Origin of the sequence: Streptomyces sp. NPDC005805, assembly GCF_040630445.1 — a bacterium.
Taxonomy (GTDB): Bacteria; Actinomycetota; Actinomycetes; order Streptomycetales; family Streptomycetaceae; genus Streptomyces.
On sequence record NZ_JBEXXN010000016.1, the window covers coordinates 13,591 to 26,517 of the forward strand.

General features: G+C 72.4%; 9 protein-coding genes. 6 read left to right on the forward strand and 3 right to left on the reverse strand.

Annotated elements, in window-relative coordinates:
• Window positions 1-13: 13 nt before the first annotated feature.
• Window positions 14-1,327, reverse strand: a complete 1,314-nt coding sequence (locus ABZ457_RS11695; RefSeq protein WP_359156562.1) for an NYN domain-containing protein — start codon at window positions 1,325-1,327, stop codon at window positions 14-16.
• A gap of 281 nt (window positions 1,328-1,608) precedes the next feature.
• On the opposite strand from ABZ457_RS11695, the gene ABZ457_RS11700 reads away from it, so the two are divergent.
• On the forward strand, window positions 1,609-1,779 hold the full coding sequence (locus ABZ457_RS11700; RefSeq protein WP_018848732.1) for a hypothetical protein: 171 nt from the start codon (window positions 1,609-1,611) through the stop codon (window positions 1,777-1,779).
• A gap of 129 nt (window positions 1,780-1,908) precedes the next feature.
• On the opposite strand, the gene dnaE is transcribed toward ABZ457_RS11700, so the two are convergent.
• On the reverse strand, window positions 1,909-5,448 hold the full coding sequence (dnaE, locus tag ABZ457_RS11705) for a DNA polymerase III subunit alpha (protein ID WP_359156565.1): 3,540 nt from the start codon (window positions 5,446-5,448) through the stop codon (window positions 1,909-1,911).
• A gap of 239 nt (window positions 5,449-5,687) precedes the next feature.
• On the opposite strand from dnaE, the gene ABZ457_RS11710 reads away from it, so the two are divergent.
• From ABZ457_RS11710 to ABZ457_RS11730, 5 genes are all read left to right on the forward strand, one after another.
• Window positions 5,688-7,022: a DUF2252 domain-containing protein gene (locus ABZ457_RS11710; protein ID WP_359156567.1), complete on the forward strand. Its 1,335-nt coding sequence runs from the start codon at window positions 5,688-5,690 to the stop codon at window positions 7,020-7,022.
• 92 nt (window positions 7,023-7,114) lie between these two features.
• Complete coding sequence (locus ABZ457_RS11715) at window positions 7,115-7,813, forward strand: hypothetical protein (RefSeq protein ID WP_359156569.1); 699 nt, start codon at window positions 7,115-7,117, stop codon at window positions 7,811-7,813.
• Between the two features lie 124 nt (window positions 7,814-7,937).
• Entirely contained in the window at window positions 7,938-8,753 is an 816-nt protein-coding gene (locus ABZ457_RS11720; protein ID WP_359156571.1) for a DsbA family protein, read from the forward strand.
• Window positions 8,754-8,878: 125 nt separating this feature from the next.
• Complete coding sequence (locus tag ABZ457_RS11725) at window positions 8,879-10,525, forward strand: alkaline phosphatase D family protein (protein WP_359156573.1); 1,647 nt, start codon at window positions 8,879-8,881, stop codon at window positions 10,523-10,525.
• A gap of 140 nt (window positions 10,526-10,665) precedes the next feature.
• Window positions 10,666-12,225 carry a serine/threonine-protein kinase gene (locus ABZ457_RS11730; RefSeq protein ID WP_359156575.1) on the forward strand — a complete coding sequence of 520 codons (1,560 nt, stop codon included), beginning with the start codon at window positions 10,666-10,668 and terminating at the stop codon, window positions 12,223-12,225.
• Between the two features lie 55 nt (window positions 12,226-12,280).
• On the opposite strand, the gene ABZ457_RS11735 is transcribed toward ABZ457_RS11730, so the two are convergent.
• Entirely contained in the window at window positions 12,281-12,850 is a 570-nt protein-coding gene (locus ABZ457_RS11735; RefSeq protein ID WP_359156577.1) for a dienelactone hydrolase family protein, read from the reverse strand.
• Between the last annotated feature and the right edge of the window lie 77 nt (window positions 12,851-12,927).

The following is a 12,927-nucleotide window of genomic DNA, read 5'->3' on the forward strand; positions in this document are numbered from 1 at the left end:
ACGAGGTACGAGACTACGGGGTCCGCCCGCCCCGGATGCCCTCGGGCCCCGGCTGCTCACCCCGGGGGGTGTGTTCGGCGGCCGTGCGCAGGTCGATCTCGCGCCAGAATCCGGCCCGGATCGCGTACCGGTCGTGCTCGTCGATCTGGTCGTCCTTGTGGGCGAGGAGGCCGAACCGGGCCGCGTAGCGCAGCAGTTCGCCGTCGATCCGGTGCGGGATGCGGGGGTAGAGGACGGAGAGGCCCTGGACGTGCCCGGCCTCGGGGAGCCGTTCGACCCAGCGGCGGGCGAAGACCTGGCCCACCTCGAAGGGGTCGCCGCCGACGGTGGTGATGTCCTCCTCGCGGTCCGCCCAGCGCTGCTCGGCGCTGGTGAGCTGGGCGAGGGTGGGCAAGGAGGCGGTCTCGGGCGGTTCGACGGGGCCGCCGCCGGGGCGCTCGACCCAGCCCTTGTCGGAGGACCAGCGCAGGGTGGCGCCCGCCGGGGGGTGCGCGGGCGGGGCGGTCGGCGGATGCGCGTGGGCGTGGAGGGAGGAGGCGAGGTCCTTGGGGGTGGGGACGCCCTTGTGCCCGGGGTGCCCGGGCGCGGGCGGGGCGGCCGGGGGGCCGGGGTGCTCGGCGGCGGGGGCGGTGCCGTTGCGGGAGGCGGCCTCGGCGCCCTCCGCGGCGCGCTCGGCGGAGGCGGCGAGGGCCGACTCGGGCAGCGGCGCGGAGAGGATGGCGGCGATCTCGGGCCGGGGCGCGGGCTGCGGGGCGCAGACGCCGCCGAGGTCCTTGGCGCGGACCGCGCGGGTGATCCACGCCCGGTCCAGCACGCGCCGTTCGTCGGCCTCGGCGACCAGGTCCTCGGACTGGTTGTAGTCGCCGTCGGCGGCCTGGACGGCCCAGAGGTGGACGGCGACGCCGTGCTCCTTGGCGGACATCAGTCCGGGCAGCAGATCGCCGTCGCCGGTGACCAGCACGACGTCCGAGCAGGCCCGGTTGCGGGCGAGTTCGGTGAGTTCGGCGTGCATGGCCGCGTCGACGCCCTTCTGCGCCCAGCGGCCGTCGCTGCGGGTCAGGGCGCCGAGCCGGACGGTGACCCGGGGCATCACACGCAGTCTGCGGTGCTCGGGCTGGGGCACGCGGTCGGGGGCCCCGTCGAACCAGTAGATGCGCAGCAGGGGGCGTTCGGTGTCGGCCTCGGCGAGGTCGCGCAGGCCCTGGATGAGCGAGGCGTGGTCGACGGTGATCCGTGACCGGGCCGGTTCTCCCGCGAGAAGGCTCGCGGCGGCGCCGAGCAGATATCCGGCGTCCACCAGGACGACGCAGCGGTCCACGCGTTCCACCCTCTTTCGGGGACTCCTCCGCGGACGGCTCCGGGAGCCGCGCGGGCTTCGGGTGTTCAGGGCCGGGAGAGGTCCGGATCAGGGATCGTTCCGGCTTTCCTTCGAGTCTGCCCGACCGGGGGAGGCTTGACGGCCGGAACTCGATCTTCGGCGTGGCGGATCGGTCGGGGAGGGGTCCCGGACGGTCGACTACGGTCCGCAATGATCCAAAATGCGCAGGTAATTCCGGCGTGTGAGTCTGGTCGCGGCCCAAGGTCCAGACCCTCACAGGAGGCACCATCATGGCCAAGAACAAGAACCGAGATCGCGACCGGAAGCAGTCGCCCGCCGAGCGCGGCCAGCAGGCGGCCCGCAAGTCCTCGATGGAGGCGGAGGCGGAGCACCGCATGACGCAGGTCACGCCCGCCGATGTGGCGAGCAAGGGCCGGCAGAAGCGCTTCGGCCACAACTGACGCCGGTCCGCGACCGACGCAGGTACCTGATCAGCAGAAGGGGCGCGCCCGTGACGACGGGCGCGCCCCTTCTGCGTGCACCGACCCGCTGCGGCTGAGCGCGCGTACGGCGGGACGGACGCGGGGCGGTCAGCCCGCCAGGCAGGACGGGCCGAGCAGCACCTTCAGGTCGCCGAAGAGCGCCGGGTCCGGCTGCACCCGGTGCCGGTCGAGCCGCAGCACGGTGGTCTTGCGCGGCCCCTGGAGCTTGATCCGCACCTCGGTGCTCCCCTTGTGGTGGCTGAGGATCTCGCCGAGCCGGGTCACCATCGGCGGGGTGACCTTGACCGTCGGAATGGTCACCACGACCGGGGCGTTGGTCCCGGCCGAGGAGAGGTCGGGGACCTGGAGCTCCATCGCGACGAGCCGGGGCACGTCCTCGCGCTTGTCCAGGCGGCCCTTGACGAAGACGACCGTGTCCTCGACGAGCTGGGTGGAGACCAGCTGGTAGGTGGCCGGGAAGAACATGCACTCGATCGAGCCGGCCAGGTCCTCCACGGTGGCGATGGCCCAGGCGTTGCCCTGCTTGGTCATCTTCCGCTGGAGGCCGGAGATGATGCCGCCGATGGTGACGACCGCGCCGTCCGCGTGCTCGCCGCCGGTGAGCTGGGAGATCGCCGCGTCCGCCTTGTCGGACAGGACGTGCTCGATACCGAAGAGGGGATGGTCGGAGACATAGAGGCCGAGCATCTCGCGCTCCTGCGCGAGGAGGTAGGACTTGTCCCACTCCACGTCGGAGAACTCGACGTCCAGGCCGAAGCCCGGCTCGTTGCTCTCCTCCTCGCCCATGCCGCCGAAGAGGTCGAACTGCCCCTCGGCCTCCTTGCGCTTGACCGCCACCACGTTGTCGATCATCGGTTCGTGGTGGGCGACCAGGCCCTTGCGGGTGTGGCCCATCTCGTCGAAGGCGCCGGCCTTGATCAGGGACTCGACGGTGCGCTTGTTGCAGACCACGGCCTCGACCTTGTCGAGGAAGTCGGGGAAGGAGCTGTACTTCCCCTTCGCCTTGCGGCTCTTGATGATCGACTCGACCACGTTCTGCCCGACGTTGCGGACGGCGGTGAGGCCGAAGAGGATCACGTCGTCGCCCTGGGCGGCGAAGTTGGACATCGACTCGTTGACATTGGGCGGCAGGACCCGGATGCCCATGCGGCGGCACTCGTTGAGATAGACGGCCGACTTGTCCTTGTCGTCCTTCACCGAGGTGAGCAGCGCCGCCATGTACTCGGCCGGGTGGTTGGCCTTGAGGTAGGCCGTCCAGTAGGAGACCAGGCCGTACGCGGCGGAGTGCGCCTTGTTGAACGCGTATCCGGCGAACGGGACCAGCACGTCCCACAGGGCCTGGATGGCCTCGTCGCTGTAGCCCTTCTTCCGGGCGCCCACCTGGAAGAGGACGAAGTTCTTCGCCAGCTCCTCGGGCTTCTTCTTGCCCATCACGCGGCGGAGGATGTCGGCCTCGCCGAGTGAGTACCCGGCGATGATCTGGGCGGCCTTCTGCACCTGCTCCTGGTAGACGATCAGGCCGTAGGTGACGTCGAGGACCTCCTTGAGGGGCTCCTCCAACTCCTTGTGGATCGGCGTGATCTCCTGCTGCTTGTTCTTGCGCAGCGCGTAGTTGGTGTGCGAGTTCATGCCCATCGGGCCCGGGCGGTAGAGCGCGGACACGGCGGAGATGTCTTCGAAGTTGTCGGGCTTCATCAGCCGCAGCAGGGACCGCATGGGCCCGCCGTCGAACTGGAAGACGCCGAGGGTGTCGCCGCGCTGGAGCAGTTCGAAGGTCTTGGGGTCGTCCAGCGGCAGGGAGAGCATCTCCAGGTCGATGCCCTTGTTGGACTTCACCATCTTGACGGCGTCGTCCATGATCGTCAGGTTGCGCAGGCCGAGGAAGTCCATCTTCAGCAGGCCGAGGGCCTCGCACTGCGGGTAGTCCCACTGCGTGATGGTGACGCCGTCGGTGTGCCGGACCCACACGGGGACGTGCTCGGTGATGGTCTCGCTGGACATGATGACGCCGGCGGCGTGCACGCCCATCTGCCGGACCAGGCCCTCGACGCCCTTGGCGGTGTCGATGACCTTCTTCACGTCCGGCTCGTTCTCGTACATGCTCCGGATCTCGCCCGCCTCGCTGTAGCGCGGGTGGGAGGGGTCCGTGATGCCGTTGAGGTCGATGCCCTTGCCGAGGACGTCCGCGGGCATCGCCTTGGTGAGCCGGTCGCCCATCGCGTACGGGTAGCCGAGGACGCGGGCCGAGTCCTTGATGGCGTTCTTCGCCTTGATCTTGCCGTAGGTGCCGATCATGGCGACCTTGTCGGCGCCGTACTTCTCGGTCACGTACCGGATCACCTCGACGCGCCTGCGCTCGTCGAAGTCGATGTCGACGTCGGGCATCGAGATGCGCTCGGGGTTGAGGAACCGCTCGAAGATCAGTCCGTGGGTGAGCGGGTCGAGGTCGGTGATGCCCATGGCGTAGGCGACGATCGAGCCGGCCGCGGAGCCACGGCCGGGGCCGACCGCGATGCCCTGGTTCTTGGCCCACATGATGAAGTCGGCGACCACGAGGAAGTACCCGGGGAAGCCCATCGAGATGATGGTGTCCATCTCGTACTCGGCCTGCTTGAGGCGGTCCTCCGGGATGCCGTCCGGGTAGCGGCGGTGCATGCCGCGCATGGTCTCCTCGCGGAACCAGCTGACCTCGGTGTGGCCCTCGGGGATGTCGAACTTCGGCATCAGGTTGCGCTCGACGAACATGCCCTCGGTGTCGACCTGCTGGGCGACGAGGAGGGTGTTGGCGCAGCCCTCCTGCCAGGCGTCCGAGGAGTCGATCGCGTACATCTCGTCGGTCGACTTCAGGTAGTAGCCGGTGCCGTCGAACTTGAAGCGGTCGGGGTCGGAGAGGTTCTTGCCGGTCTGGATGCAGAGCAGGGCGTCGTGGGCGGTGGCCTCGTGCGCGTAGGTGTAGTGCGAGTCGTTGGTGACCAGGGGCGGGATGCCGAGCTTCTTGCCGATCTCCAGGAGGCCGTCCCGGACCCGGCGCTCGATCTCGATGCCGTGGTCCATCAGCTCCAGGAAATAGCGGTCCTTGCCGAAGATGTCCTGGTACTCGGAGGCGGACTTCAGGGCCTCGTCGAACTGGCCGAGGCGCAGCCGGGTCTGGAGCTCGCCGGAGGGGCAGCCGGTGGAGGCGATCAGGCCCTCGGACCACTGGGCGATGGTCTCCTTGTCCATCCGGGGCCACTTCTGGAGCCAGCCCTCGGCGTACGCGTCGGAGGAGAGGCGGAAGAGGTTGTGCAGGCCCGTCGCGTTCGCCGCCCAGATGGTCTTGTGGGTGTAACCACCGGAACCGGAGACGTCGTCCCGCTTCTGGTGCGGCTGGCCCCACAGGATCTTGCGCTTGTTCCGCCGGGACTCGGGGGCGACATACGCCTCGATGCCGATGATCGGGGTGACCCCGGCCTTCTTCGCGGAGTGGAAGAAGTCGTACGCGCCGTGCAGGTTGCCGTGGTCGGACATGGCGATATGGGTCATGCCCATCTCGTTGCACGCGTCGAACATGTCCTTGAGCCGCGCCGCACCGTCCAGCAGGGAGTACTGGGTGTGGACGTGAAGGTGCGTGAAGGGCGGCTTCGTCACGGCGGCTGGCCTCCTGCGGACGGATCGGGGGGACAGCGTGGAAGTCTACGTCGCGGCACTGACAGCGGGCGGTCACTCGGCCGTCGCCCGGGGCGGGGTCCGCGCGTCGGCCGGGGCGGGGTCCGCGCGTCGGCCGGGGCGGGGTCCGCAGGTCGGTGGGGCGGGCACTCGGGGGCGCCCTCGCACGTTGGTAACGATCGGACAGCCGTCCGATCGTCCCGCACCAGGAGGCCCACCCGATGCAGGTCCCGCACCCTGCCGCCGAGCAGCGCGGCGAGGAGATCCTCGCCGTCTTCGACACCGCCTTCGGGGAGCTGCTGACCGCGGACCCGGCCGCGTTCCGGGTCAAGTTCCGCAAGATGGCGGCCTCGGCCTTCGCCTTCTACCGGGGCACGGCGTGCCTGTTCTACCGGGACCTGGAGGCCGCCGGGGACGGCCCCGACAGCGGCCCCTTCCTCGACGAGCGCACCGGCCGGGTGTGGATCCACGGCGACCTCCACGCGGAGAACTTCGGCACCTACATGGACGCGGGCGGCCGCCTGGTGTTCAACGTCAACGACTTCGACGAGGCGTACGTCGGCCCGTTCACCTGGGACCTGAAGCGCCTCGCCGCCTCCCTCGCGCTGATCGGGTACACCAAGGCCCTCGCCGACGAGCAGATCACGGACCTGGTGCGGATCTGCGCCGCCGCGTACCGGGAGCGGATCCACGCCCTGGCGGCGGGCTCCACCGCGGAGGACCTGCCCCCGTTCACCCTGGACACGGCGGACGGGCCGCTGCTCGCCGCGCTGCGCACCGCCCGTTCGCTGACCCGGTTCTCGCTGCTGGACTCGATGACGGAGATCCGCGACTTCGAGCGCCGATTCAGCCCGGCCGGCGGGGCGGTCGAGCTGGACGCCGCGATGCGCTACAAGGTCCTGGACGCCTTCGACGGCTATCTGGAGACGCTGCCGGAGTCCAGCCTCGCCCGGCCCGACTCGTACCGGGTGAAGGACGTGGTGGGGCGGCGGGGCGTGGGGATCGGCTCGGCGGGTCTGCCCTCGTACAACATCCTGCTGGAGGGCAACAGCGACGCCCTGGAGAACGACGTCGTGATCTATCTGAAGCAGGCGCAGACCCCGGCGGTCTCCCGGCACATCACGGACCCGGCGGTGCGCGGGTACTTCCGGCACGAGGGCCACCGCACGGTGATCTCCCAGCGGGCCCTCCAGGCGCACGCCGACCCCTGGCTCGGCTGGACCGAGCTGGACGGCACGGGCCAGCTCGTCGCCGAGGTCTCCCCGTACGCGGTGGACCTGGACTGGTCGGACCTGGACGACCCGGCCGAGATGGCGGCGGTCGTCGCGGACCTCGGGCGGGCGGCGGCCACCATGCACGCGGCGGCGGACGACGAGAGCGGCCACTCCCTGGTGCCGTTCTCCACCGAGCGGGCGATCGACGCGGCGGTGGCGGCGGACGAGGAGGGCTTCGGCGAGCTGCTGGTGCAGTTCGCGCACGAGTACGGCGCCCGGGCGCGGGCGGACCACCAGATCTTCGTCGACCTCTTCCGCAACGGGCGGATACCCGGGCTGTAGCCGCGCGCGGGCCCCCGTCCCCACCGGTCGCGGGCCCTCCCACCTGGACCTTTAGGGATCTCTTACCGGACGGCATGGCACACTCACGGACGATGGACATATCCGGGACGCAGACGCGGGCGCTGCGGGCGGCGATCTTCACGGCTCTCGTCGTGACGCTGTCCGCCGCCTCCCATGTGCTGCTCTCGGGGGCTCCGCTGCCGCTGGGCACGGTGGCCCTGCTGTCGGCGGCCGTCTTCGGCCTCGCGTACGCCCTGTCCGGGCGGGAGCGCGGCTTCTGGCGCATCGCGGCGCTCCTGGTCCCGCTGGAACTCGCGGCGGACACCGTGTTCACCGCCGGCCAGCAGACCTGTTACGGCGCGGCCGGCGGCCCGGTCACCGGCTCGCTGCGCTCGGTCGGCCTGGACGTGCTCTGCGGCGGGTCGGTGGGCACCTCGCTGCCCGGTGTCGCCGACCCGGCGGGCGCGGGCGGCGCGGCGGGGCTCGGCGCCCTGCTCGACTCCCCCGGCCCGGCCGTGCCCTGGCTGCTGCTCGGGGCCCATGTCGCCACCGGGCTGCTCGCGGCCCTGTGGCTGCGGCGCGGCGAGGCGGCCCTCGCCTCGCTGCTGCGCACGGCCTGCGCGCTCGCCTTCCGGCCGCTGCTGCTGGCCGTCGCGGCGGTGGCCGGGCCCCGCCCGCACCGCACCGGCCCCCGGGCCCGCACCGGGGCCCCGCGCACCGCGCGCACCCGCCTGCTGGTGCACTCGGTGGGGCGCCGGGGGCCGCCGCGCCCCGTGGCGCTCTGCGCCTGACCGCGCGACCACGCGGTCCCCGCACCCCTCGACGTCCCCGGCCCCGCGCTCCCGCACGCCCCGCGACGTCCCCCTCTTCTCTTCCGGTCTTCCGACCCACGTCCCCACACGGAGTGAACCCACCATGAGCAAGCGCAACAGCCAGGCGAACAAGGCGGCGGCCCGCGAGCGGCTGCGCCAGGAGCGCGAGCGCCAGGCCAAGAAGGACAAGGTGCGCCGTCAGCTGATCGTCGCCGGCACCGGCGTCCTGGTCCTGGCCCTCGCCGGCGGTGTCGGCTACGGCATCATGCAGGCCAACAAGCCCTCCCACTGGGAGACCGCGGCGGACGCCAAGAACATCACCGCCCCGAAGAACACCGAGGGCGAGAACGGCACCACCGTCGTCATCGGCAAGCCCTCCGCGAAGAAGACCCTGGAGCTCTACGAGGACTCCCGCTGCCCGGTCTGCGCCGTCTTCGAACAGGCCGTCGGCCCGACCCTCGACAAGGACGTGGAGGCGGGCAAGTACAAGGTCAAGTACGTGGGCGCGACCTTCATCGACAACGCCGCCGGCGGCGAGGGCTCCAAGAACGCGCTGAGCGCCCTCGGGGCCGCCCTGGACGTGAGCCCGGAGGCGTTCACCGCGTACAAGTCGGCCCTCTACTCCAAGGAGTTCCACCCCGAGGAGAACAAGGACGACTTCGGCAAGGACTCCTACCTCCTGAAGGTGGCGGACTCGGTGCCGGCGCTGAAGGGCAACGCCGCGTTCAAGAAGAACGTCGAGGACGGCACCTTCGACGCCTGGGCGATGAAGATGTCCGACGCCTTCGACAAGAGCGGCGTCCGCGGTACTCCGACCCTGATGATGGACGGCAAGAAGGTCACCGCCGAGGGCAGCGAGAACGCCCCCATGACGGCGGAGCAGTTCACCGCGGCCGTGGACAAGGCCCTCAAGGGCTGACCCGGCCCAACGCGCGGCCGTGCGCGCCGCCGCCCGGTGAACCCCGGGCGGCCGGCCGGAAGGGGCGGGCGAACTTTCGGTGTTCGTCCGCCCCTTCGGGCTACCGGTCAGTAGTCTGATCGGCCGTGACCAGTCGATTCGTATCAACTCCCCGCCGCCGTACGGTCGTCAAGGCGGCCGCCACCGCCGCCGTGCTGCCCGTCGCGGCGGCCCATGCCCCCTCCGCCGCGGCCGCGCAGCAGGCCGCCCCCGCCTTCGCGCACGGTGTCGCCTCCGGTGATCCGCTGCCCGACGGCGTGCTGCTCTGGACCCGGGTCACCCCCGGGCCGGAGGCCGTGCCCGGTTCCGGTCTGGGCGCGGACACGCCCGTCGTCTGGGAGGTGGCCGAGGACCGGGCGTTCAGCCGGGTCGTCGCCGACGGGACGGTGACCGCGCGGGCCGCCTCCGACCACATCGTCAAGGTGGACGTCCGCGGTCTGCGCCCCGCGACCGCCTACCACTACCGCTTCACCGCCGGCGGCACGCACTCCCCCGCCGGGCGCACCCGCACCGCCCCCGCCGACGGCGTGTCCGTGCCCGGGGTCCGTTTCGGGGTGGTGTCCTGCTCCAACTGGGAGGCGGGCTGGTTCTCCGCCTACCGCCACCTCGCCGGGCGGCCCGACCTGGACGCGGTGCTGCACCTCGGCGACTACGTCTACGAGTACGGAACGGGCCAGTACCCGGCCGAGGGCAAGGGCGTGCGCCGGCACGAGCCGCGCCACGAGATCGTCACCCTCGCCGACTACCGGCTGCGCCACGCCACCTACAAGACCGACCCCGACCTCCAGGCCCTGCACGCCGCGCACCCCGTCATCGCGATCTGGGACGACCACGAGATCGCCAACGACGCCTGGTCGGGCGGCGCGGAGAACCACACCCCGGGCGCGGAGGGCGACTGGGCGGACCGGGCCGCGGCGGCCAAGCAGGCGTACTTCGAGTGGATGCCGGTGCGCGCCTCCACCGAGGGCACCGTCTACCGGCGGCTGCGCTTCGGCCGCCTCGCCGATCTGCACCTGCTGGACCTGCGCTCGTTCCGCTCCCAGCAGACCGGCATCGGCAGCGGTGACGTGGACGACCCGGAGCGCACGATCACCGGCCGCGCCCAGCTGGACTGGCTGAAGGCCGGCCTGGCCTCCTCGGACGCGGCGTGGAAGCTGGTGGGCACCTCGGTGATGGTCTCCCCGGTGGCGTTCGGCTCGCTGCCGGCCCATCTCCTGGGCCCGCTCGCCGAGTTGCTGGGGCTGCCGAAGGAGGGCCTGGCGATCAACGTCGACCAGTGGGACGGCTACACGGACGACCGCCGGGAACTCCTCGCGCACCTCACCGAGCGGGGCATCGCCGACACGGTCTTCCTCACCGGCGACATCCACATGGCGTGGGCCAACGACGTACCGGTGAGGGCGGCGACCTACCCGCTGTCCCGGTCGGCCGCGACCGAGTTCGTGGTGACCTCGGTGACCTCGGACAATCTGGACGACCTCCTCGGGGTGGCTCCCGACACCGTCTCCCTGGTCGCCGAGACCGCCGTCCGGGCCGCCAACCGCCATGTGAAGTGGGTGGACATGGACTCCCACGGCTACGGCGTCCTGGACGTCACGGCCGAGCGGACGCAGATGGACTACTACACCGTCTCCGACCGTACCCGCCGGGACGCGACCAGCACCTGGGCCCGGTCGTACCGCACACGCAGCGGGACCCAGCGGGTCGAACGGGCGGACCGGCCCGTGCGCTGAGCCGCGCGCCGGAGTGCGAGGGGGGCGCGTGGGGCCCCGGGGGCGTGCGGAGAGCCGTGCGCCCCGTGCCCGCGGCCGCACGCGCCCCCGCACCCGTACGTGCACCCCCGGCGCGCTGCCCCGGCCGATAATCTGGCGCCATGAACACGCCGGGGGACCTGATCGACGAGCGTTTCGAACTGACGGGGAAGCTGGGCAGCGGGGGGATGGGCACGGTGTGGCGCGCCCGCGACACCGTCCTCCACCGGGACGTGGCCCTGAAGGCCGTCCGGTCGGACGCGAGCACCTCCGGCGCGGTGCGCGAACGCGTCCTGCGCGAGGCGCGGGCCCTCGCCCGGCTCAGCCATCCCCATGTGGTGACGGTCCATCACATCGTGGACTCCGGGCCCCACCCGTGGATCGTGATGGAACTCGTGGAGGGCGTCAGCCTCCAGGAGCGCCTGGAGCAGGGGCCGTTGTCCCCCGCGGAGGCGGCCCGCACCGGCCGCCAGATCCTCTCCGCGCTGCGCGCCGCGCACGCGGCGGGCATCCAGCACCGGGACGTGAAGCCGGCGAACGTGCTGCTGCGCCAGGACGGCACCGCGGTCCTCACGGACTTCGGCATCGCCGCCCTGCACGACTCGACCGCCCTGACGGCGACCGGCGAACTCGTCGGCTCCCCCGAGTACATGGCCCCGGAGCGCGTCCGCGGCACCGGCGACGATCCGGCTGCCGACCTGTGGTCCCTGGGGCTGGTGCTGTACGTGTGCGTGGAGGGCGTCAGCCCGATGCGGCGCGCCACCACCCTGGCCACCCTCGCCGCCGTCCTGGACGAACCGGTCCCGCCGCCGGTGCGGTCCGGGCCGCTCACCCCCGTGCTCCAGGCCCTGCTGGTCCGGGACCCGGCCGCCCGGCCGGACGCCGCCGCGCTGGACGCCCTGCTCGCCCGGGTCGAGGAGGACGACCGGGCGCCGGTGTGGGCGCAGCCGACGACCGGGGTCCCCGTCCCGCCGCGTGCCCCGACCGCCGTGGACAGCCCCCGCCCCACGATTCCGCGGCAGCCGCCGCACCCGCCCGCCGCCCCGCCGGAGCGGCGGGGCGGCCGGACCCCGCTGGTGGTCGCGGCCGTGGCGGTGGCGGTGGCCGTCACGGCGGTCGCCGGGCTGGTGTTCGCGCTCCGGGAGCGGGACACCCCGTCGGACGCCAAGGCCCTGGCCCCGCCGTCCACGTCCGCGTCCGTGACGTCCTCGTCGTCCGGACCGGCCTCCGGGACCCCGAGCCCGTCCGCCTCACCGTCGCCGTCGCCGTCCCCGTCCGTCACGCCGTCCGGGCCGGCCTTCCCCTCGCCCACGGCGAGCGCCGTTCCCCCGCCGCCGTCCGAGCCGCCCGGCGGCCGGTGGATCGCCCAGCTGTTCTCGGAGCCGGTCGCCTCGGGCACGGCGGCCCGGGACATGCGGCTGGCCCGCGTGCGGGAGAGCGTGCCCGAGGCGGAGGTCGTGCGCAGCGACGACTACGCCTCGCTGCGGCCGGGCTTCTGGGTCATCTACGCGCCCGGCCCCTTCGAGGACGGCCGGGCGGCCCTCCGCTTCTGCGCGGACCGCGGCCGGACCACCCCCAACACCTGCATGGGCCGCTATCTGAGCGAGAGCCAGGACGACTACGCCCTCCAGTGCCGGCCTCCGGCGAGCGACCCGAGCGGCTACTGCACCCGCCGGGACTGAGCGCCCCCGGGCGGCTCATCGGGCGGGCTTCCCGAAACCGGCGCCCTCGGTGCGCTCAGAGCGAGTCGAGGAAGCCGAGCGCCACGCGCCAGGTCGCCTCCGCGGCCTCCGCGTCGTAGTCGTCCAGGTCCGGGTCGGTGTAGAGGTGGCCCGCGCCCGCGTACCGGTGGACCTCCACGTCCGCACCGGCCCGGCCCATCCGCAGGTACCAGGCGTTCAGCCAGTCGTCCGGCTCGAAGGGGTCGGGGTCGGCGACATGGAGCTGCACGGGCAGGTCGTCGGCGGAGGCGTCGTCGGGGACGTCGGAGGTGCCGTGCAGGAGCAGCAGCCCGCGGGCCTTCTCGTCGGCGAGGGCGAGCTGCTGGGCGACGGCGCCGCCGAGCGAGAACCCCGCGTACACCAGGCCCTGGTCGGAGTGGGGCGCGGCGGCCGCGACCGCCCTGCGCAGCAGCTCGTCCCGGCCGATCGCCTCCCGCAGCTCCCGGCCCTCTTCCACCGACTCGGCGGTTTGCCCCTCGAACAGGTCGGGCACGCGCACCTCGTGCCCGGCGGCCCGCAGCCGGTCGGCGGCGGCGTGCACCGCGGGCCGCAGCCCGTAGGTGGAGTGGAAGAGGATGACGTTCATCCCGCCATCCTGCCACCCGCCCCGAGCGCGACGTCCGAGACGGGGATACCGCGACGTCCGAGACAGGGATACAGGGA